This window comes from Streptomyces sp. NPDC014006 (assembly GCF_043088925.1).
Lineage (GTDB): Bacteria > Actinomycetota > Actinomycetes > Streptomycetales > Streptomycetaceae > Streptomyces.
On the sequence record NZ_JBICAJ010000001.1, the window covers coordinates 1,084,487 to 1,105,182 of the forward strand.

General features: G+C 71.5%; 20 protein-coding genes. 13 read left to right on the plus strand and 7 right to left on the minus strand.

Annotated features, from left to right (window positions below):
• Positions 1-85: 85 nt before the first annotated feature.
• Both ACF1GV_RS04970 and ACF1GV_RS04975 read right to left on the minus strand, forming a co-directional pair.
• Positions 86-775: a hypothetical protein gene (locus ACF1GV_RS04970; protein ID WP_391677907.1), complete on the minus strand. Its 690-nt coding sequence runs from the start codon at positions 773-775 to the stop codon at positions 86-88.
• 81 nt (positions 776-856) lie between these two features.
• Entirely contained in the window at positions 857-2,182 is a 1,326-nt protein-coding gene (locus tag ACF1GV_RS04975) for a DUF2252 domain-containing protein (RefSeq protein ID WP_391677909.1), read from the minus strand.
• A gap of 179 nt (positions 2,183-2,361) precedes the next feature.
• Here ACF1GV_RS04975 and dnaE point away from each other — a divergent pair, with 179 nt between their 5' ends.
• Positions 2,362-5,901, plus strand: coding sequence for a DNA polymerase III subunit alpha (gene dnaE, locus ACF1GV_RS04980; RefSeq protein ID WP_391677912.1), 3,540 nt, complete (start codon positions 2,362-2,364; stop codon positions 5,899-5,901).
• Positions 5,902-5,985: 84 nt separating this feature from the next.
• On the opposite strand, the gene ACF1GV_RS04985 is transcribed toward dnaE, so the two are convergent.
• Positions 5,986-6,147: a hypothetical protein gene (locus tag ACF1GV_RS04985; RefSeq protein WP_363267206.1), complete on the minus strand. Its 162-nt coding sequence runs from the start codon at positions 6,145-6,147 to the stop codon at positions 5,986-5,988.
• Positions 6,148-6,369: 222 nt separating this feature from the next.
• Here ACF1GV_RS04985 and ACF1GV_RS04990 point away from each other — a divergent pair, with 222 nt between their 5' ends.
• The 4 genes from ACF1GV_RS04990 to ACF1GV_RS05005 all read left to right on the plus strand — a co-directional run bounded on the left by ACF1GV_RS04990 (position 6,370) and on the right by ACF1GV_RS05005 (position 10,241).
• Complete coding sequence (locus ACF1GV_RS04990) at positions 6,370-7,584, plus strand: NYN domain-containing protein (RefSeq protein ID WP_391677914.1); 1,215 nt, start codon at positions 6,370-6,372, stop codon at positions 7,582-7,584.
• Between the two features lie 63 nt (positions 7,585-7,647).
• Positions 7,648-8,667 carry an ABC transporter ATP-binding protein gene (locus ACF1GV_RS04995; RefSeq protein WP_391677915.1) on the plus strand — a complete coding sequence of 340 codons (1,020 nt, stop codon included), beginning with the start codon at positions 7,648-7,650 and terminating at the stop codon, positions 8,665-8,667.
• Positions 8,668-8,704: 37 nt separating this feature from the next.
• Complete coding sequence (locus tag ACF1GV_RS05000) at positions 8,705-9,532, plus strand: ABC transporter permease (RefSeq protein WP_391677918.1); 828 nt, start codon at positions 8,705-8,707, stop codon at positions 9,530-9,532.
• 34 nt (positions 9,533-9,566) lie between these two features.
• Positions 9,567-10,241, plus strand: coding sequence for an AAA family ATPase (locus ACF1GV_RS05005; protein ID WP_391677921.1), 675 nt, complete (start codon positions 9,567-9,569; stop codon positions 10,239-10,241).
• 287 nt (positions 10,242-10,528) lie between these two features.
• On the opposite strand, the gene ybaK is transcribed toward ACF1GV_RS05005, so the two are convergent.
• The 4 genes from ybaK to ACF1GV_RS05025 form a co-directional block, all read right to left on the minus strand.
• Positions 10,529-11,032, minus strand: a complete 504-nt coding sequence (gene ybaK / locus ACF1GV_RS05010) for a Cys-tRNA(Pro) deacylase (RefSeq protein WP_391677923.1) — start codon at positions 11,030-11,032, stop codon at positions 10,529-10,531.
• A 57-nt stretch (positions 11,033-11,089) separates the two neighbouring features.
• Positions 11,090-11,830: an LON peptidase substrate-binding domain-containing protein gene (locus ACF1GV_RS05015; RefSeq protein WP_363269138.1), complete on the minus strand. Its 741-nt coding sequence runs from the start codon at positions 11,828-11,830 to the stop codon at positions 11,090-11,092.
• 183 nt (positions 11,831-12,013) lie between these two features.
• Positions 12,014-13,018, minus strand: a complete 1,005-nt coding sequence (locus tag ACF1GV_RS05020) for a hypothetical protein (protein WP_391677926.1) — start codon at positions 13,016-13,018, stop codon at positions 12,014-12,016.
• Positions 13,019-13,164: 146 nt separating this feature from the next.
• Positions 13,165-14,742, minus strand: a complete 1,578-nt coding sequence (locus ACF1GV_RS05025; RefSeq protein WP_391678496.1) for an oxidoreductase — start codon at positions 14,740-14,742, stop codon at positions 13,165-13,167.
• A 225-nt stretch (positions 14,743-14,967) separates the two neighbouring features.
• On the opposite strand from ACF1GV_RS05025, the gene hisD reads away from it, so the two are divergent.
• The 8 genes from hisD to hisF are packed head-to-tail and all read left to right on the plus strand — an operon-like array spanning position 14,968 to position 20,681.
• The gene (gene hisD, locus ACF1GV_RS05030; protein WP_391677928.1) at positions 14,968-16,293 is read left to right on the plus strand and encodes a histidinol dehydrogenase; all 1,326 of its coding nucleotides are present in this window, start codon (positions 14,968-14,970) and stop codon (positions 16,291-16,293) included.
• Positions 16,290-17,399: a histidinol-phosphate transaminase gene (locus ACF1GV_RS05035; protein WP_391677930.1), complete on the plus strand. Its 1,110-nt coding sequence runs from the start codon at positions 16,290-16,292 to the stop codon at positions 17,397-17,399. Before hisD ends, ACF1GV_RS05035 begins: the two co-directional genes overlap by 4 nt.
• Positions 17,396-17,989 (plus strand): imidazoleglycerol-phosphate dehydratase HisB, encoded by a 594-nt coding sequence (hisB, locus tag ACF1GV_RS05040; protein WP_363269143.1) that lies wholly within the window; start codon positions 17,396-17,398, stop codon positions 17,987-17,989. The genes ACF1GV_RS05035 and hisB overlap by 4 nt, the downstream gene beginning before the upstream one ends.
• 5 nt (positions 17,990-17,994) lie before the next feature.
• Positions 17,995-18,159 (plus strand): hypothetical protein, encoded by a 165-nt coding sequence (locus ACF1GV_RS05045; RefSeq protein WP_363269144.1) that lies wholly within the window; start codon positions 17,995-17,997, stop codon positions 18,157-18,159.
• A complete protein-coding gene (gene hisH / locus ACF1GV_RS05050) occupies positions 18,159-18,800 on the plus strand; it encodes an imidazole glycerol phosphate synthase subunit HisH (protein WP_363269145.1) in 642 nt (213 codons plus the stop codon). Before ACF1GV_RS05045 ends, hisH begins: the two co-directional genes overlap by 1 nt.
• On the plus strand, positions 18,797-19,522 hold the full coding sequence (priA, locus tag ACF1GV_RS05055; protein ID WP_363269146.1) for a bifunctional 1-(5-phosphoribosyl)-5-((5-phosphoribosylamino)methylideneamino)imidazole-4-carboxamide isomerase/phosphoribosylanthranilate isomerase PriA: 726 nt from the start codon (positions 18,797-18,799) through the stop codon (positions 19,520-19,522). Before hisH ends, priA begins: the two co-directional genes overlap by 4 nt.
• A complete protein-coding gene (locus ACF1GV_RS05060) occupies positions 19,519-19,929 on the plus strand; it encodes a RidA family protein (protein ID WP_391677934.1) in 411 nt (136 codons plus the stop codon). The genes priA and ACF1GV_RS05060 overlap by 4 nt, the downstream gene beginning before the upstream one ends.
• Entirely contained in the window at positions 19,926-20,681 is a 756-nt protein-coding gene (gene hisF, locus ACF1GV_RS05065; protein WP_363269148.1) for an imidazole glycerol phosphate synthase subunit HisF, read from the plus strand. The genes ACF1GV_RS05060 and hisF overlap by 4 nt, the downstream gene beginning before the upstream one ends.
• The last annotated feature ends 15 nt before the right edge of the window (positions 20,682-20,696 follow it).

The window sequence follows — 20,696 nt, forward strand, 5'->3', positions numbered from 1 at the left end:
GGACGCGCACCGTGGTGCACGGGATGGGGAAGGGGGACTGCCGGGCTCGGGCGTTCGCCCGTCGTGCGCGTTCGGGCACGAACGGTCAGGCGAACACCGGTGAGCGGGGCGGTCCGCGCCGTCCCAGGGAGTGCGCGAGCAGCGGACCGCGGAGCGCGGCCGTACGGCGGACGGGGCGTGGCAGCCGGCGGGCCGGGCCGGCCGGCCGGACGGCCACCGCGGCGACGGCCAGCAGCAGCGGCCGGAAGGAGGTCGCGGCCACCGCCCGCACCAGCTGCGTCAGTGCCCGTTCGCCCCGGCGCAGCCAGGCGGCGGCGAGCAGACCGACGCTCACGTGCGCGGCGAGCAGCAGCCAGGCCGTCGCCGGGTCGGCGTGGGAGAGCAGGGCCGGGAGCCGGTCGGTGTCCGTGCCGGTCATCCGGGCCAGCGGGGTGCCGACGGCGCGGTTGCCGCACAGCACGTCCCAGCCCACCGAGCGCAGCGGACCGGCGACCGGGCCGCCCGCCGCGCCGTAGCAGAGGTGCTGCCCTGTGGTGAACAGGGTGTCCGCGGCCAGCTCCAGCGGGATCAACAGCGCGGCGATCCGGCCGAAGCCCCGCTCGCGGCCCGCCAGGGCGTAGGCGGGCGCGAACACGGCCACCGCGACCGCGGCGACCGTGTTGGCGGGCAGCGGGACCCGGGACAGCAGCACGTGCGACGCGGCGCTGACCGTCACGACGAGTGCCGTGAACAGCGCCGCGCGGAGCGCTCTGAGGTGGGTCCCGGATATGTCCATAGCGAGTCAAGAGTGTGGCACGAGCTCCGGTAAGGGAACCCTAAAGGGTCCCTGTGAGAGCTCACACCGTCATCGTGCGGCTCACAGCCCCGGAATGCGGCCGTTGCGGAACAGGTCGAGGAAGGTCTGGTGGTCGGCACGCGCGCGTGCCCCGTAGGTGTGCGCGAAGTCGACCAGCAGCGGCGCGAAGCCCTCCTCGTCGGCGGCGATCGCCGCGTCGATGGCCCGCTCGGTGGAGAACGGCACCAGCGACTCGCCCGAGGTGTCGTCGGCCGCCGCGTGCATGGTGGCCGTCGCCCGGCCGAGGTCGGCGACGACGCTCGCGATCTCCTCCGGGTCGTCGATGTCGCCCCAGTCCAGGTCGACCGCGTACGGCGACACCTCGGCGACCAGCTGACCGGTGCCGTCCAGCTCGGTCCAGCCCAGCCACGGGTCCGCGTGCGCCTGCAGGGCGCGCTGCGAGATCACCGTGCGATGACCCTCGTGCTGGAAGTAGTCGCGGATCGACCGGTCCGTGATGTGCCGGGAGACGGCCGGGGTCTGGGCCTGCTTGATGTAGATCACGACGTCGTTCTCCAGGGCGTCGCTGTGCCCCTCCAGCAGGATGTTGTACGACGGCAGGCCGGCCGAGCCGATGCCGATACCGCGGCGGCCGACGACGTCCTTGACGCGGTAGGAGTCCGGGCGGGTCAGCGAGGTCTCCGGCAGCGTCTCCAGATAGCCGTCGAAGGCGGCCAGCACCTTGTAGCGGGTGGCCGCGTCCAGCTCGATGGCGCCACCGCCGGGGGCGAAGCGGCGCTCGAAGTCGCGGATCTCCGTCATCGAGTCCAGCAGCCCGAACCGGGTCAGCGAGCGGGCGTCACGCAGCGCGTCCAGGAGCGGGCCCTGGGCGGTGTCCAGCGTGAACGGCGGCACCTCGTCGCTCTTGGCGCCGGTGGCCAGGGCATGGATCCGCTCGCGGTAGGCGCCCGCGTAGATGCGCACCAGTTCCGTTATCTGCTCGTCGCTGAGCGCCTTCGCGTACCCGACGAGCGCGATGGAGGCGGAGAAGCGCTTCAGGTCCCAGGTGAAGGGGCCGACGTAGGCCTCGTCGAAGTCGTTGACGTTGAAGATCAGACGGCCGGTGGAGTCCATGTACGTGCCGAAGTTCTCCGCGTGCAGATCGCCGTGGATCCACACGCGCGAGGTGCGGTCGTCCAGGAACGGGCCGCCCCGCTTGTCCTCGTCCACATCGTGGTAGAAGAGGCACGCCGTACCCCGGTAGAACGCGAACGCCGAGGCCGCCATCTTGCGGAACTTCACCCGGAACGCGGCCGGGTCGGCGGCCAGGAGCTCGCCGAAGGCGGTGTCGAAGACGGTGAGAATCTCCTCACCGCGCTGCTCGTCGCTGAGCTGGGGTACCGACATCGCGGGGTGCCTCCTGGTGCAGGTGGTGCAGTGGGTGTGCGAAGCGTCTTCGCCGCTTCCAACGGATGAAGGTACGCCGTAGTGCCCGGCCGCTGTCAGTCCTGCGGCATAGACTTCGACGCTGAATCCACAATCGTCCGCCCATCCGTTGCCGACTGTTTTCCGCTGGAGGCCACACAGTGTCGAAGCCGCCGTTCACGCACCTGCACGTCCACACCCAGTACTCGCTGCTGGACGGTGCCGCGCGGCTGAAGGACATGTTCAACGCGTGCAACGAGATGGGCATGACGCACATCGCCATGTCCGACCACGGCAACCTGCACGGCGCGTACGACTTCTTCCACACTGCGAAGAAGGCCGGAATCACCCCGATCATCGGGATCGAGGCGTATGTCGCCCCCGAGTCCCGGCGTAACAAGCGCAAGATCCAGTGGGGCCAGCCGCACCAGAAGAGGGACGACGTCTCGGGTTCGGGTGGTTACACCCACAAGACGATGTGGGCGGTGAACAGCACCGGCCTGCACAACCTCTTCCGGCTCTCCTCCGACGCCTATGCCGAGGGCTGGCTGCAGAAGTGGCCCCGGATGGACAAGGAGACCATCGCCCAGTGGTCCGAGGGCATCGTCGCCTCCACCGGCTGCCCCTCCGGCGAGGTGCAGACCCGGCTGCGCCTCGGCCACTTCGACGAGGCCCTCAAGGCCGCGGCCGACTACCAGGACATCTTCGGCAAGGACAAGTACTTCCTGGAGCTGATGGACCACGGCATCGAGATCGAGCGCCGGGTCCGCGACGGCCTGCTGGAGATCGGCAAGAAGCTCGGCATCCCCCCGCTGGTCACCAACGACTCGCACTACACCTACGCGCACGAGGCGCAGGCGCACGACGCCCTGCTGTGCATCCAGACCGGCAAGAACCTCTCCGACCCCGACCGCTTCAAGTTCGACGGCACCGGCTACTACCTGAAGTCCACGGACGAGATGTACGCCATCGACTCCTCGGACGCCTGGCAGGAGGGCTGCGCCAACACGCTCCTGGTCGCCGAGATGGTCGACACCACCGGCATGTTCGAGAAGCGCGACCTGATGCCCAAGTTCGACATCCCGGAGGGCTACACCGAGGTCACCTGGTTCCAGGAGGAGGTCCGCCGCGGCATGGAGCGCCGCTTCCCCGGCGGCGTCCCGGAGGACCGCCAGAAGCAGGCCGAGTACGAGATGGACGTCATCATCTCGATGGGCTTCCCGGGCTACTTCCTCGTGGTCGCCGACTTCATCATGTGGGCGAAGAAGCAGGGCATCGCCGTCGGCCCCGGCCGAGGATCGGCGGCCGGCTCGATCGTCGCCTACGCCATGGGCATCACCGACCTCGACCCGATCCCGCACGGCCTGATCTTCGAGCGGTTCCTCAACCCCGAGCGCATCTCCATGCCCGATGTCGACATCGACTTCGACGAGCGCCGGCGCGTCGAGGTGATCCGGTACGTGACCGAGAAGTACGGCGCCGACAAGGTCGCCATGATCGGCACCTACGGCACCATCAAGGCGAAGAACGCGATCAAGGACTCCGCGCGCGTGCTGGGCTACCCGTACGCCATGGGCGACCGCATCACCAAGGCGATGCCCGCCGACGTCCTCGGCAAGGGCATCCCGCTGTCCGGCATCACCGACCCCGGCCACCCCCGCTACAGCGAGGCCGGCGAGGTCCGCGGGATGTACGAGAACGAACCGGACGTGAAGAAGGTCATCGACACCGCACGCGGTGTGGAGGGCCTGGTGCGGCAGATGGGCGTGCACGCGGCCGGCGTGATCATGTCCAGCGAGCCCATCGTCGACCACGTCCCGGTCTGGGTGCGGCACACCGACGGCGTCACCATCACCCAGTGGGACTACCCGAGCTGTGAGTCGCTCGGCCTGCTGAAGATGGACTTCCTGGGCCTGCGCAACCTCACGATCATGGACGACGCCGTCAAGATGGTGAAGGCGAACAAGGGGATCGACATCGATCTCCTCAGCCTCCCGCTCGACGACCCCACGACCTTCGAGCTGCTCCAGCGCGGCGACACCCTCGGCGTCTTCCAGTTCGACGGCGGCCCCATGCGCTCGCTGCTGCGGCTGATGAAGCCCGACAACTTCGAAGACATCTCCGCCGTGTCGGCCCTGTACCGCCCGGGCCCGATGGGCATGAACTCCCACACGAACTACGCGCTGCGCAAGAACGGCCAGCAGGAGATCACGCCGATCCACCCCGAGCTGGAAGCGCCGCTCAAGGAGGTCCTGGACGTCACCTACGGCCTGATCGTCTACCAGGAGCAGGTGCAGAAGGCCGCCCAGATCATCGCCGGCTACTCGCTCGGCGAGGCCGACATCCTCCGCCGCGTGATGGGCAAGAAGAAGCCCGACGAGCTGGCGAAGAACTTCACCATCTTCCAGGCCGGTGCCCGCAAGAACGGCTACAGCGACGAGGCGATCCAGGCGCTGTGGGACGTGCTGGTGCCCTTCGCCGGCTACGCCTTCAACAAGGCGCACTCCGCCGCGTACGGCCTGGTGTCCTACTGGACCGCCTACCTCAAGGCGAACCACCCCGCCGAGTACATGGCCGCGCTGCTGACCTCGGTCAAGGACGACAAGGACAAGTCGGCCGTCTACCTCAACGAGTGCCGCCGCATGGGCATCAAGGTGCTCCCGCCGAACGTCAACGAGTCCGAGGCGAACTTCGCCGCGCAGGGCGACGACGTGATCCTCTTCGGCCTGTCCGCCGTGCGCAACGTCGGCACCAACGTCGTCGAGTCGATCATCAAGTGCCGCAAGACCAAGGGGAAGTACACCTCCTTCCCCGACTACCTCGACAAGGTCGACGCGGTCGTCTGCAACAAGCGCACCACCGAGTCGCTGATCAAGGCCGGCGCCTTCGACGAGATGGGCCACACCCGCAAGGGCCTGACGGCGCAGTACGAGCCGATGATCGACAACGTGGTCGCGGTCAAGCGCAAGGAGGCCGAGGGACAGTTCGACCTCTTCGGCGGGATGGGCGAGGAGACGTCCAGCGAGCCCGGCTTCGGACTCGACGTGCAGTTCACGGACGAGGAGTGGGACAAGACCTACCTCCTCGCCCAGGAGCGGGAGATGCTCGGTCTGTACGTCTCCGACCACCCGCTCTTCGGCCTGGAGCACATCCTGTCCGACAAGGCCGACGCGGGCATCTCCCAGCTCACCGGCGGTGAGCACGCGGACGGCGCGGTCGTGACGATCGGCGGCATCATCTCCGGCCTGCAGCGCAAGATGACCAAGCAGGGCAACGCCTGGGCGATCGCCACCGTGGAGGACCTCGCGGGCTCCATCGAGTGCATGTTCTTCCCGGCCACCTACCAGCTGGTCTCCACCCAACTGGTCGAGGACGCCGTCGTGTTCGTCAAGGGACGGCTCGACAAGCGGGAGGACGTGCCGCGTCTGGTCGCCATGGAGCTGATGGTCCCGGACCTGTCCAACGCGGGAACCAACGCGCCCGTGGTCCTCACCATCCCCGCCACCAGGGTCACCCCGCCCATGGTCAGCCGGCTCGGCGAGATCCTCAGCCACCACAAGGGCGACAGCGAGGTCCGGATCAGGCTCCAGGGCCCGACCAAGACGACCGTGCTGCGTCTGGACCGGCACCGGGTCAAGCCCGACCCGGCTCTGTTCGGCGACCTGAAGGTGCTGCTGGGCCCGTCCTGCCTGGCGGGCTGATCGGCGAACGCGCAGGAGGGGCGCACCCGGTACCGGGTGCGCCCCTCGTCATTGCCTGGATCGCAAGGGACCCGTCACGCGTGTTCAGTTGTGGCCGAAGCTGCGCTTCCGCTTGCGGGTGGCGACGTCACCGGGGGTCGCCTCCACCTCGGGCTGCGACTCGGTGTCCATCGCCGGCTGCCGGGTCGCCTGCTGACCACGCTCGGTCGGACGCTGCTTACGATCACGGTTCTTGTTCTTGGCCATGGTGATGCCTCCTGTGGGGGATCTAGGGGCCAGGGCCGCGACCAGATTCACATAGACTGACAACAAGCGCATATCGGACAATTACCGTGCGTGACAAGGACTCTGGAGTCGCACCGCACCGAAACGCCACGCCGAAGATCGAGTTCCGGCCGTTAACCTCCGCCCGGTCGGGCAGACTCGAAGGAAGCCCGAAGCAAACCTCCCAGGAAGAGGGTGAGTCGCGTGGACCGCTGCATCGTCCTGGTGGACGCCGGGTACCTGCTGGGGGCCGCCGCCAGCCTCCTCGCGGGGGAGCCCTCCCGGTCCCGCATCACCGTCGACCACGCCGCCCTCATCCAGGGCCTGCGCGAACGCGCCGAGGCCGACACCCAGCAGCCGCTGCTGCGGATCTACTGGTTCGACGGCGCCCCCGACCGCGTTCCGCAGCCCGAACACCGCCGGCTGCGCGTCATGCCCCGCGTCACCGTCCGCCTGGGCGCCCTCACCCGCAGTGACGGCCGCTGGGCGCAGAAGGGCGTGGACGCCGCCATGCACGCCGAGCTGACCGAGCTGGCCCGCAACCGCGCCTGCTCCGACATCGTCCTCGTCACCGGTGACGGCGATCTGCTGCCGGGCATGATGTCCGCCAAGGAGCACGGCGTCGCCGTACACCTGTGGGCCGTGCAGGCCGCAGACGGCGACTACAACCAGTCCGAGGACCTGGTCGCCGAGGCCGACGAGCGGCGGGTACTGGACCGCGTCTGGATCACCCGGGCCGTGCGCGCCAAGGAACTCACCGGCGTGTGCGCTCCGCCGCCCGCGCCCCGCCCCGAGATCGCCGCGATCCTCTCCGCGCCCCTGCCCGAGTCCGGGCTCACCACAGCCGAGCGGCCCCCGCGCGAGGACGAGCACACGCCCGGGGCCGCCGGGCGCAACGGCTCGCAGGACCGCGTCCCCGGCGCCAAAGGCGTCCCGACCCCCAAGGACCTCGCCGAACTGCGCGCCGGCGCGCCCGCCGCCCCGCAGCAGCCCACGACGGCGACCCTGCGCTGGTCCTCCGACAAGGGCTGGGTCGACCGCCCCGGCACCCCCTCCGAGCCGCCCGAGGCCGCCGCCATGCCCACGCTCGCCCAGCTGACCACCGCCGAGCAGCGCTGGGCCGACCGCGAGGAGGACATCACCACCGTCGGCGGCGACCCCTACGAGGTGGGGCAGGTCTTCGCCCGCCGCTGGATCGCCCGCCTCGGCGACCCGGTCCACCTCCAGCGGCTGTCCGGCATGTACCCGCGCATCCCGCACCGCATCGACGGCGAGCTGCTGCGCTACGCCGCCCGCTTCGGCCTCCTCGCCCACAAGGACGACCAGATCGACGAGCACGACCGCTACGCCATCCGGGCGGGCTTCTGGAGAGAGATCGACGTCCCGACGACAGCGGAACCCGCCGGGGCGGGGGACTGAGCCGGTGGCGGTAAACCGCCCCAACGGCAAGTAAAGCCCCCCGACCCCGTAGTCTCGTCCTTTGTGAGTACGCGCACGGCACCATCGGAACGGCCCCTCGGTGAGGTCGTCTGTGCGGTGCGCGGACTGATCAAGACGTATCCGGCCGTGCGGGCCCGGCGCGGTGCCCCCGGCACGCCCGAGGTGCGCGCCACCGACGACGTACGGCTGGACATCCGGCGGGGCGAGATCTTCGGTCTGCTCGGGCCGAACGGCGCCGGCAAGTCCACCCTCGTCCGCCAGCTCACCGGGCTGATGCGCCCCGACGCGGGCAGTGTGGAGATCCTCGGGCACGACATCGTCCGCCACCCGGAGCGGGCCGCCCGCATCCTCGCCTACCTCGGCCAGGAGTCCACCGCTCTCGACGAGCTGACCGTGTCGCTGGCCGCCGAGACCACCGGACGGCTGCGCGGCCTGGACATCCGCCGGGCGCGCGCCGAGCGGGATTCCGTACTGGAGGAACTGGGCCTCACGCCGATCGCCGGACGCCCGCTGAAGAAGCTGTCCGGCGGCCAGCGCAGGCTCGCCTGTTTCGCCGCCGCGCTGGTCGGTGAACGGCCGCTGCTCGTCCTCGACGAACCCACCACCGGCATGGACCCCGTGGCCCGCCGCGCTGTGTGGTCCGCCGTCGACCGCCGCCGCGCCGAACGCGGCACGACCGTGCTGCTGGTCACCCACAACGTCATCGAGGCCGAGACCGTCCTCGACCGGGTCGCCGTGCTCGACCGGGGCCGGGTCATCGCCTGCGACACACCCACCGGCCTCAAGGAGCAGGTCGCCGACGAGGTCCGGGTCGAACTGGTGTGGCGCGAGCGTGCCCCGCTGGACGTGCCGGAGGTCGCCGCGCTGCGCGACCGCGCCACCGAGTCCGGGCGCCGCTGGACGCTCCGGCTCGCGCCCGAGGAGGCCCGCGCGGTCGTCGCGACCGTCACCGGCGGTGCCGCCTTCGCGGCGCTGGACGACTTCACGCTCGCCACACCCAGCCTGGAGGACGTCTACCTGGCCCTGGGCGGCGCCGCACGGCAGGGGCTGGTGAAGGCATGAGCCGGGCGAGTGCCGTACCGACAAGGAGCAGCTCCACGTGAGTGTCGTACCCGCCGAGAGTCTGTCGGGCAGCGCCCGGGGCGTGGCCCGGGCCGCCGCCCCGGCGGCCCCGGCCGAGCTCGGGCCGCGCGCCCGGCTGTGGCCGTCGCTGGGCGCCGTCTACCGGGCGCAGCTGTCCCGGGCGCGGGTCGCGCGGATCCCGCTGCTGTTCGTGGCGACCTTCCAGTCCATCGGCATCCTGGTCATGATGCGCGGGGTGGTGGACGGCGGCAACGAGGCCGAGGCGGTCGTCGCCGGGTCCGCGGTGCTGGTCGTCGCGTTCGTCGCGCTCAACCTGCTCGCTCAGTACTTCGGGCAGCTGCGCGCGAGCGGCGGCCTCGACCACTACGCCACGCTGCCGGTACCGCCGGCCGCCGTGGTGCTGGGCGCGGCGGCCGCGTACGCGTCCTTCACGGTGCCGGGCACGGTGGTCACCGCCGTCTTCGGATGCGTGCTGTTCGGGCTGCCGCTGACCCACCTGTGGGTGCTGGCCGCCGTCATCCCGCTCGCCGGCGCCGCGCTGTCCGGGCTCGGCGCGGCCTGCGGCCTGCTCGCCCCGCGCCCGGAACTGGCCACGCTCCTGGGCCAGCTGGGCATGTCCGCGGCGCTGCTGCTGGGCGTGCTGCCGGCCGACCGGATGCCGGAGGTCGTACGACTGGCCCGTGACCTGCTGCCGTCCACCTACGGCGTCGAGGCCCTCGCGCGGACCTTCGCGGCGAGCCCCGACTGGGCGTACGTGCTCGGTGACCTCGCCGTGTGCGCCGGGGTCGGGATGGCGTCGCTGGCGGTCGCCACCTGGGCGTACCGGCGGGCCGCCGTCCGGTGACGCGGCCCGCGGGCGCACCTGGCACGATGTGGGGGTGACCGCACCGCTGACACCGCCCACCGGGCCGCACAACCACTCCTCGTACTCCTCCGACCAGGCCGGTCCGCCTGCCGCGGACGGATACGGGTATGTGACTCCTGCGCCGCAGGACGCCGTGTACGGACAGGACGGGCCCGGGATGAAGACGGAACTGCGTGAGGCCGCCGTGGTCACCGGGGCGGTGACCATCGCGGGCCTGCTGTTCGGGGTGCTGTGGTGGTGGCTCGCCCCGCACGTGCCGCTGGTGGGCAGCGTCGTGGACGACAGCTGGGTCGTCTACCTCAAGGACAGCGAGGGCGAGCAGGCGATCGGCGTCGACGGAACGTTCACGCTGCTGGCGCTCGCGTTCGGCGTGCTCAGCGGGATCGCCGTATTCCTGTGGCGACGGCGCGGGGGCGTGCCGCTGGTGGCCGGCCTGGGCGTCGGCGGCCTGCTCGCGTCGCTGCTGGCCTGGCGCCTGGGCGTATGGCTCGGCCCGGGATCCGACGTCATCGCCCACGCGAAGGCGGTGGGCGAGGGCGTCACGTTCTCCGCGCCGCTGAAGCTGGGAGCGAAGGGCGCGCTGCTGGCGTGGCCGTTGGCGGCCCTACTGGTCCACCTCGGCCTCACAGCCCTCTTCGGCCCCCGAGACCCGGAGCCGCTGGGAGGTTACGGGGTGCCGCCGGCGTAGGTGCGTCCGCACCGAGTGGCACTTGCCAAAGGTGGGCTCGCCGGCGCCGGCCGGGTGCCGCTGCGCCCACCCGTGCCGCCCTGGGGGTCCCCCTGCTCGAAGAGCCTGGGGGAGGCACGACTGCCCGCAGCCAAGCCAGATGCCGGACACCCCCCACCCCGGCCCCGACCCACAACGAACCGCAGGCGCGACACCAGCCACCCACCGGACAGCGACGGGCCGCCGCAGGCATAAAAGGGGCGCGGGGAACTGCGCGACCAGCCACAACCCGACCCGCGCCCGAAAAGCTACCCCCGCCCGATCGGCGCGAGCACCGCCTCCGTCAGCTTCGCCAGATCCCCCGGGGACAGTTCGACCTCCAGCCCCCGACGCCCCGCAGAAACACGAATCGTGTCGAACGAAGAAGCCGACGCGTCCAGCACCGTCCGCAGCCGCTTCCGCTGCCCCAGCGGCGAGATCCCCCCACGCACATACCCCGTCGTGCGCTCCGCCAGCGCCGGATCGGCCATCGCCGCCCGCTTGCCGCCCACCGCCGAGGCCAGCGCCTTGAGATCCAGCTGCCCGGCCACCGGCACGACCGCCACCGTCAGCGCGCCGTCCACGTCCGCGACCAGCGTCTTGAACACCCGTTCCGGGGAGACGCCCATCGCTTCGGCGGCCTCCTCGCCGTACGAGGGATGGCTCGGATCGTGGTCGTAGGCATGGACCGTGAAGTCCACGCCCGCCGCCGCGAGCGCCACCGTCGCCGGCGTCCCTGCGGACTGCTGCTGCTTCTTCGCCTTCTTCGCCATACCCGGCCGTTCCCCAAGATCAGTTCAGCAGTTAACGAGCTGCCCGAGTTGACGAGTTCAGTTCAGACTCGTCGGCCCTCGCGTCAGATCCGCCGCGGGCAGCGACGGCAGCGTACGGATGATCGCCGTCTCGGCGCGCAGGAGTTTCAGCTCGTCCCGCAACCGGGACGCCGTGTCCGGCGCCTGCAGCAGCCGCTGCTTCGCCGGCGTGTCGAGCATCATGGCGGCCGCGACCAGGTAGGACACCACCGACGGCTCGTCCGGCAGATCCGCACCGGTCGACAGCGACCGCTCCCGCGCCCCCGCCAGCCGCTTCTGGTACTGCCGGAACGCCCGCAGCACCCCCTCCGCGAGCGCACCGGCCTCGTCGCCGGGCTCTTCGGGGAGCTCCTCGAGTTCCGCGGTGAGGAAGGGCCCCGAGGCGTCGACCGACAGCAACCGCACCCTCGTCGTCCCGGTCGCCAGCACCTCGAAGGTGCCGTCGGCGCGCTCGCGGACGGTCGCCGCGTCCGCGATACAGCCCACGGAGTGGAAGGCCTTCGCCGGATCGGTGCCGAAACCGGCCGCGGGCCCGTGCTCGGGCAGCGCCGTCTGGTCCGGCATGCCGGGCAGACTGGGCGCGACCTCGCGGCCGTCGCGGATCGCCACGACGGCGAACCGGCGCGGTTCGTCGTCGGGCGTCTTGAGCAGCTCGCGCATCATGGCGCGATATCGCTCCTCGAAAACGTTCAACGGGAGGACGAGCCCGGGGTACAACACCGAGTTCAGGGGAAAGAGCGGGAGCCGGACGGTGGTCACGGCGCCAAAGCCTAATGGCCGACCCGGCACCCGTGTCCGCCCCGCCCGCCCTGCGGACGCCACGACACCCGCCCGACGGTGATCACGACACCCGCCCAGCAGCGGTCACGACACCCCCCGCGGCGGTCACGACACCCGCCCAGCGGTGGTCACCGGTGGCCACGGCACCCGGGACACCACACGTCACCGCCTCCCGGAGACCGCCACCCGCAGCTCCTCCCGTACCTGCAGAAACCGCCCCAGCGGGTCGTCCGACTGCCGCTCCCAGGGAAACGACGTGGCGTACGGGCCGTTCATCCGCAGCTGCTCCAGCGCGTCGCCCGGCCGGTCCAGCCGGGCCAGGACATGGATCAGCAGGTTCCGGATGGGTGCGGGCCAGGGATCGGGGGGCCCGAGCCGCGCCGACAGCGCGATCGCCCGGTCGGCCGCCGCGTCCAGCCGTTCGCGCTCCACGCGCGATGCGCGCGGACCGCGCGGGCCGATCAGAAAGGCGAAGGCCGCCCGCAACGGCAGCGCCTGCACGAACGAGTCGGCCGGCGCGTCCTGTGCGGCCCGGTCGGCGAAGTCGAAGCAGGCGCGGTGGGCGTCCTGCCCGGAGGCGGCCAGATACCGCAGCGCGGCCACATGGCAGCCGTAGTGGTGCGGCGCGCGCCGCACCGCCGCCTCCCACAGCTCCTCGAAGTACCGGTGCCCGGCCCGCGCCCCGCGCGCGTGGTCCAGCGCGATGCGCCACGGCACCGGGTCGCCGTCGTCGCTGCGGGCGGCCCGGGTGATCAGCGGGCTCACCTCGCGCAGCGCCTCGGTGCGGGCCGGGGAACGCCAGGCGCGGTCCACCGCGAGCTGGGCCTCGACCACCAGCCCGTGCGGGTCGTGCGGGTCGGCCGTGCGCCAGGCGTCCAGCCAGTCGGGGCGCGAGTGCGCGAAGGCGGCGAGCCGCAGGACGTAGCGGTCCCGGCGTTCCCACTCGGCGGCGGCGCGGGTCGCGCCGAGCAGCCCGGCGGCGGGCGCGTGGTCGCCGCGCGCGACCGCGACCAGCACGGGGGCCAGCCGGGAGTCGGGCGCGTCGAGGAGCACCTCGTCGTCGGGGACGTGGGGGGCGTCCGAGTCGGGCCCGGCGGGGTGCGCGGCGGTGGGGGTCATCCGGCCCGAGCGGATGAACGGCAGCAGCAGAGCCATGGTGTCGACCATTGAAAAGCCGCTGGTCGTGACGGCGCCAGTGGCTACACGGAACCTCCCGAAAGTTGTACGCCCCGCGGTCAAGGAAGAGCAAAACGTGACCCTTCCTCAACTTATCGAACCCCTGTGCCGCGTACCTCGGGTAACCGCAGGTCGCGCTATCCGCGCCGTAACAGCCGTGTCGCGCCCGCCGCCACCGCCGTGGCCAGGACCCAGCCCAGCAGGACCAGCGCCGCGGCCAGCCACTGCCAGCCGCTGGTCAGCTGCCACTGCCCGACCTGGCCCAGGTCGATCACCGGCAGCAGCAGGTCCAGGGCGAACAGCGCCGGATCCCACGCCGGGTGCTCGTCGCGCTGCACCGGCGGCGGTCCCGCCTGCGCGAAGGCCAGCGAACCCGCCGCCCACAGCACCGCCAGCCACAGCGCAGCCCGGCCCGGCCGGTAGCCGTAGGCCACCGTCCAGTCCTGGGCGTATCCCCACAGCTTCGCGGCGAGCGGCAGCGTCTCGCGGCGGTGGCGCTGCTTGGCGAGCAGCACCTCGCGCGCGTCCTCGTCCTCGCCGGCGCCCCGCAGCACCGCGGCGAGGCGCTCGTACGGCTCCGGGTTGTACTCGGCGGTCGCCGCGGCCACCCATCCGAGCCGCTCGGCCAGCGGGAAGGGTCCGTGCGGCACCAGGCACTCGTAGGTGAAGCCGGCCATCTGCAGCCGCCCCGGACCCGGCCAGGCGCTCGCCCGGTCGATGAGCGTGACGATCCGTGCTCCGGACAGCACCACCCGCCCCAGCCGCGGCTGCTCCCCGAGGAAGCGCAGCTCCGGTGTCTGCACCCGGCGCAGCGACAGCTCCTGCTCCTCGCCGAGCGCGAACCGGGCCCGCTCGAAGTCCACCGCGTCCCCGAACCGCCCGTCGTCCAGCCGCACCCCGCCCCGGCACTCGAACGCCTGGATCCGCGTGCCCTGCGCCGGTGTGACACCCATCAGCGCCTGGCCGATTCCGGCCGGGGTCAGGTACAGCGTGCGCTCGACGGTCAGCTGCGGGGCGTTCAGGGCGTGCCGGGCGTACGGGTTGGCCAGCCGCGCCCCGCGCAGGCTCAGCGACACGCCGATCTTCGCGCCGCGCAGGCTCAGCTCGCCGTCGGACTGGAGCAGCTCGGCCTGCAGGTCCTGGCCGACGCTCAGGCCGTCCCCGGCGATGGACCGGCCGGTGCGGTCGCGGTGCACGATCGCCTCGTTGAGCATCAGATCGGTGCCTATGTGCGCGTCGGTGAGCCGGACGCCGCGGTGGAAGCGGCAGTGCGGCAGATGCAGATCGCCCTCGGTGTGCAACCGCGCGGCCTCCAGCCGCGGCACCGAGCAGTTCACCAGCCGCAGCGTCGTGAAGCGGGCCTCCGGCAGCAGCACGTCACTCTCGAAGCGGCAGCCGCGCAGCTCCACGTACGGCGCGACCGTGCCGCCCGCGAGGTCGAGCGCGCCGCTGAGCTGCACCCCGACCAGTTTCAGCGCGGAGACGCGACCCGCGAGGGCGGGCGGGCCGTCCAGCAGCAGCCAGGCCACGATCCGCGCCCGCACCGTGCGCTCCGCTCCCCAGGGGTGCCCGCCGTGCGGGTCGTCGACGGTCACGTCGCCGCTGCTCAGGTCGTACACACTGCCGTTGCGGAAGGCCAGCCACATGCCGGCTTCCGTGGCGGTCAGCTCGTCCGGCAGATCGCCGGTGTCGTGGAGGCCCACCTCCTCGGTCACCACGCTCACTTCCTCCCCGGCTACTCGCGGGTTCGGTCTTCGTACAGCCGTTCATGCCCGGTGAGTGACACGCCGAACACCGAAAGTGACGGTCGTGTTCCGGACAGACCGTGCGCCCCCACGGCCGCGCGGTCCCGCGCCCGCACCCCCGCGTCGTACCACGTCGTGTATCAGCCATTGATACGGCCGCACGGCACTCGGCGCGGGTCTGAGAGAATTGAGACCGTGATCTCCCGAATCGATCTGCGCGGCGACGCCCTTCCTGAGGGCCCCGCCCTGCGTGACCTGCTGCCCCGAGCCGACTTCGACGTTTCTGCCGCACTGGAGAAGGTGCGTCCGATCTGCGAGGCCGTGCATCATCGTGGCGACGCGGCACTGATCGACTTCGCGGAGAAATTCGACGGCGTCCGGCTGGAACGGGTACGGGTGCCGGCCGAGGCGCTCACCAAGGCGCTCGACGAACTGGACCCGGCCGTGCGCGCGGCCCTGGAGGAGTCCATCCGCCGCGCCCGTCTCGTCCACCGTGCGCAGCGCCGCTCCACGCACACCACCCAGGTCGTGCCCGGCGGCACCGTGACCGAGAAGTGGGTGCCGGTCGAGCGCGTCGGTCTGTACGCGCCCGGCGGCCGGTCCGTCTACCCCTCGTCCGTCGTGATGAACGTCGTGCCGGCGCAGGAGGCCGGTGTGCCCTCGATCGCCCTCGCCTCGCCCGCCCAGGCCGAGTTCGGCGGGCTGCCGCACCCGACGATCCTCGCCGCCTGCGCCCTGCTCGGCGTCGACGAGGTGTACGCCGCGGGCGGCGCCACGGCCGTCGCGATGTTCGCCCACGGCACCGAGTCCTGCCCGCCCGCCAACATGGTCACCGGCCCCGGCAACATCTGGGTCGCCGCCGCCAAGCGCTACTTCACCGGCAAGATCGGCATCGACGCCGAGGCCGGTCCCACCGAGATCGCGATCCTCGCGGACGCCACGGCCGACCCGGTGCACGTCGCCGCCGACCTGATCAGCCAGGCCGAGCACGACCCGCTGGCCGCCGCCGTCCTGGTCACCGACTCCGTGGAGCTGGCCGACGCGGTCGAGCGCGAGCTCGAGCCGCAGGTCGCGGCCACCAAGCACATCGACGACCGGATCGTGCCCGCCCTCAAGGGCCGCCAGTCCGCGATCGTGCTGGTCAACGGCGTCGAGGAGGGTCTGCGCGTGGTCGACGCCTACGGCGCCGAGCACCTGGAGATCCAGACCGCCGACGCCGACGCGGTCGCCGACCGCGTGCAGAACGCCGGCGCGATCTTCATCGGCCCCTGGGCGCCGGTCTCGCTCGGCGACTACGCGGCCGGCTCCAACCACGTCCTGCCCACCGGCGGCTGCGCCTGCCACTCCTCCGGCCTGTCCGTGCAGTCCTTCCTGCGCGGCATCCACATCGTCGACTACACGAAGGACGCGCTGGCCGAGGTCGCGCACCACGTGGTGACGCTGGCGGAGGCGGAGGACCTGCCCGCGCACGGCGCTGCGATCAAGGCGAGGTTCGACTGGAAGGTGCCGGAGAGCAAGTGAACGTCCGGATCGACGATCTCCCCGTACGGGACGAGCTGCGCGGCAAGTCCCCCTACGGCGCGCCCCAGCTGGACGTCCCCGTACGGCTGAACACCAACGAGAACCCCTACCCGCTGCCCGAGCCGCTGGTCGAGCGGATCGCCGAGCGGGTGCGCGAGGCGGCCCGCACCCTCAACCGCTATCCGGACCGCGACGCCGTCGAGCTGCGCACCAAGCTGGCCGAGTACCTGACCGGCACGTCCGGCTACGAGGTCGCCCTGGCGAACGTCTGGGCGGCCAACGGCTCCAACGAGGTCATCCAGCAGCTGCTGCAGACCTTCGGCGGGCCGGGCCGCACCGCCATCGGCTTCGAGCCGTCGTACTCGATGCACGCGCTCATCGCGCGCGGCACCGGCACGGGCTGGATCTCCGGCCCGCGCAACGACGACTTCACCATCGACCTCGCCGCCGCAGAGAAGGCGATCGCCGAGAACCGGCCCGACGTCGTCTTCATCACCACCCCCAACAACCCCACGGGCACGGCGGTCCCGCCAAAGACCGTGATCGCGCTGTACGAGGCCGCGCAGGCCGCCAAGCCCTCGATCGTGATCGCGGACGAGGCATACATCGAGTTCAGTCACGGCGACTCGCTGCTGCCGCTGCTCGAAGGCCGCCCGCACCTCGTCGTCTCCCGCACCATGTCGAAGGCGTTCGGCGCGGCCGGACTGCGCCTCGGCTATCTCGCCGCGCACCCGGCCGTCGTGGACGCCGTCCAGCTGGTACGGCTGCCGTACCACCTCTCGGCGATCACCCAGGCGACCGCGCTGGCCGCGCTGGAGCACACCGACACGCTGCTCGGTTACGTCGAGCAGCTGAAGGCCGAGCGGGACCGGCTGGTGAGCGAACTGCTGGCCATCGGCTACGAGGTGACGGCGTCGGACGCCAACTTCGTGCAGTTCGGCCGGTTCGACGACGCCCACGAGGTCTGGCAGAGGATCCTCGACCGGGGTGTCCTGGTCCGCGACAACGGCGTGCCGGGATGGCTGCGGGTCACCGCCGGCACCCCGCAGGAGAACGACGCGTTCCTCGACGCGGTCCGTGAAGTGAAGAAGGAGCTTGAGGCATGAGCCGCGTTGGACGCATAGAGCGCACCACCAAGGAGACCTCGGTGCTGGTCGAGATCGACCTCGACGGCACCGGGAAGACCGACATCGCCACCGGCGTCGGCTTCTACGACCACATGCTCGACCAGCTCGGCCGGCACGGTCTGTTCGACCTGACCGTGAAGACCGACGGCGACCTGCACATCGACTCCCACCACACCATCGAGGACACCGCCCTCGCGCTGGGCGCCGCGTTCAAGCAGGCCCTCGGCGACAAGGTGGGCATCTACCGCTTCGGCAACTGCACGGTCCCGCTGGACGAGTCCCTCGCCCAGGTCACCGTCGACCTCTCCGGCCGCCCCTACCTGGTGCACACCGAGCCGGAGAACATGGCGCCGATGATCGGCGAGTACGACACCACGATGACCCGGCACATCCTGGAGTCCTTCGTGGCGCAGGCCCAGGTCGCCCTGCACGTGCACGTGCCCTACGGCCGCAACGCGCACCACATCGTGGAGTGCCAGTTCAAGGCGCTGGCCCGGGCCCTGCGCTACGCCTCCGAGCGCGACCCGCGCGCGGCGGGCATCCTCCCGTCCACGAAGGGTGCGCTGTAAAAGCGATGAACGGTCTGTCCACCGTCCTGATCGTCGTCGGTCTGTTCCTGATCGGCGGCATCATCTCCTTCGTCAAGCAGCAGATGCCGCGGAGCCTGATCGTGCTGCTGTCCATCGGCGCGGCCATGTGCCTGGTCGCCGGGGTGATGCGGCTGGAGGTGTGGAGCTGATGAGCAGCCCGAAGAAGGTCGTCGTCTTCGACTACGGCTTCGGGAACGTGCGCTCCGCCGAGCGCGCTCTGGCACGCGCGGGTGCCGATGTCGAGATCACCCGCGACTACGACCGGGCCATGAACGCCGACGGCCTGCTCGTGCCCGGCGTCGGTGCCTTCGCCGCCTGCATGGCGGGGCTCAAGGAGGCGCGCGGCCACTGGATCGTCGAGCGCCGGCTGGCCGGCGGCCGCCCGGTGATGGGCATCTGCGTCGGCATGCAGATCCTCTTCGCGCGGGGCATCGAACACGGCGTCCAGGCCGAGGGGCTGGACGAGTGGCCCGGTACGGTCGAGCCGCTCCAGGCCGACATCGTGCCGCACATGGGCTGGAACACCGTGGACGCCCCGGCCGGCTCGGAGCTGTTCGCCGGCCTGGACGCCGACGCCCGCTTCTACTTCGTGCACTCCTACGCGGTCCACGACTGGAGCCTCGAGGTCACCAACCCGGTCATCGCGGCTCCCAAGGTTACCTGGGCCACGCACGGCAAGCCCTTCGTGGCCGCCGTCGAGAACGGCGTCCTGTGGGCGACGCAGTTCCACCCCGAGAAGTCCGGCGACGCCGGAGCCCAGCTCCTCACCAACTGGATCGGAACACTGTGAGCAAGCTCGAACTCCTCCCCGCCGTCGACGTCCGCGACGGCCAGGCCGTCCGCCTGGTGCACGGAGAGTCCGGCACCGAGACCTCCTACGGCTCCCCGCTGGAGGCCGCCCTCGCCTGGCAGCGCTCCGGCGCCGAGTGGCTGCACCTGGTCGACCTGGACGCCGCCTTCGGCACCGGGGACAACCGCGAGCTGATCGCCGAGGTCGCGAAGGCCATGGACATCAAGGTGGAGCTGTCCGGCGGCATCCGCGACGACGAGACCCTGGCCGCCGCGCTGGCCACCGGCTGCACCCGCGTCAACCTCGGCACGGCCGCCCTGGAGACCCCCGAGTGGGTCGCCAAGGTCATCGCCGAGCACGGCGACAAGATCGCCGTCGGCCTCGACGTGCGCGGCACCACCCTGCGCGGCCGCGGCTGGACCCGCGACGGCGGCGACCTCTACGAGACGCTGGACCGCCTCAACAAGGAGGGCTGCGCCCGCTACGTCGTCACCGACATCGCCAAGGACGGCACGCTGCAGGGCCCCAACCTGGAGCTGCTGAAGAACGTCTGCGCGGCCACCGACCGCCCGGTCGTGGCCTCCGGCGGCGTGTCCTCGCTGGACGACCTGCGCGCCATCGCCGACCTGGTACCGCTCGGTGTGGAGGGCGCCATCGTCGGGAAGGCGCTGTACGCAAAGGCGTTCACCCTCGAAGAGGCTCTGGAGGCGGTAGCCAAGTGAGCGATGTCCGACGCGTGTCGACCGGCGCGCCCTGGGAGGAGCAGTTCGGCTACTCCCGCGCGGTGGAGCTGCCGAACGGCCTGGTGCTGGTCTCGGGCTGCACGTCCATCGTGGACGGGCAGATCGCCGGGGGCGGCCCGTACGAGCAGGCGGTCAACGCCTTCCAGGTCGCCCTGGCGGCGCTGAAGGAGGTGGGGCTCGACCGGGACGACGTCGTGCGAACGCGCATGTACATCACCCACGCCCGGGACGTGGACGACGTCGGCCGCGCGCACAAGGAGCTGTTCGACTCCGTCCGGCCCGCCACGTCGATGATCATCGTCTCCGGTTTCGTCGACCCCTCGCTGGTCGTCGAGGTCGAGGTGGAGGCGTACCGCTCCGGCGGAGTGCAGGGGGTGTCCGCATGACCCTGGCGGTCCGAGTCATTCCCTGCCTGGACGTGGACAACGGCCGGGTCGTCAAGGGCGTCAACTTCCAGAACCTGCGCGACGCGGGCGACCCCGTCGAGATGGCCAAGGTGTACGACGCCGAGGGCGCCGACGAGCTGACCTTCCTGGACATCACCGCGTCCTCGGGCAACCGGGAGACGACGTACGACGTGGTGCGCCGCACCGCCGAGCAGGTCTTCATCCCGCTGACCGTCGGCGGCGGTGTGCGCACGGCCGAGGACGTCGACAAGCTGCTGCGCGCGGGCGCCGACAAGGTCGGCGTCAACACGGCCGCGATCGCCCGCCCGGAGCTGATCCGGGAGATCGCCGAGCGCTTCGGCCGGCAGGTGCTGGTGCTGTCGGTGGACGCCCGCCGTACCGAGTCCGGCTCCTTCGAGGTGACCACCCACGGCGGCCGCCGCGGCACCGGCATCGACGCCGTCGAGTGGGCCCACCGGGCGGCCGAGCTGGGCGCCGGGGAGATCCTGCTGAACTCGATGGACGCCGACGGCACCAAGGACGGCTACGACCTGGAGATGATCGCGGCCGTGCGCAAGCACGTCACGATCCCGGTGATCGCCTCCGGTGGCGCCGGCAAGCTCGCCGACTTCGCGCCGGCCGTGGAGGCGGGCGCGGACGCGGTGCTGGCCGCATCGGTGTTCCACTTCGGCGACCTGCGCATCGGCGAGGTGAAGCAGACGCTGCGGGAAGCGGGCCACCCCGTGCGCTGACCCCTTCGGCCAGGG

Excerpts from the sequence above, each read along its gene's own strand:
- ACF1GV_RS04970 (WP_391677907.1), bottom strand. The coding sequence starts at position 775 with ATGGACATATCCGGGACCCACCTCAGAGCGCTCCGCGCGGCGCTGTTC.
- ACF1GV_RS04975 (WP_391677909.1), bottom strand. The coding sequence starts at position 2,182 with ATGTCGGTACCCCAGCTCAGCGACGAGCAGCGCGGTGAGGAGATTCTC.
- ACF1GV_RS04985 (WP_363267206.1), bottom strand. The coding sequence starts at position 6,147 with ATGGCCAAGAACAAGAACCGTGATCGTAAGCAGCGTCCGACCGAGCGT.
- ybaK (WP_391677923.1), bottom strand. The coding sequence starts at position 11,032 with ATGGCGAAGAAGGCGAAGAAGCAGCAGCAGTCCGCAGGGACGCCGGCG.
- ACF1GV_RS05020 (WP_391677926.1), bottom strand. The coding sequence starts at position 13,018 with ATGGTCGACACCATGGCTCTGCTGCTGCCGTTCATCCGCTCGGGCCGG.
- hisB (WP_363269143.1), top strand. The coding sequence starts at position 17,396 with ATGAGCCGCGTTGGACGCATAGAGCGCACCACCAAGGAGACCTCGGTG.
- ACF1GV_RS05045 (WP_363269144.1), top strand. The coding sequence starts at position 17,995 with ATGAACGGTCTGTCCACCGTCCTGATCGTCGTCGGTCTGTTCCTGATC.
- hisH (WP_363269145.1), top strand. The coding sequence starts at position 18,159 with ATGAGCAGCCCGAAGAAGGTCGTCGTCTTCGACTACGGCTTCGGGAAC.
- hisF (WP_363269148.1), top strand. The coding sequence starts at position 19,926 with ATGACCCTGGCGGTCCGAGTCATTCCCTGCCTGGACGTGGACAACGGC.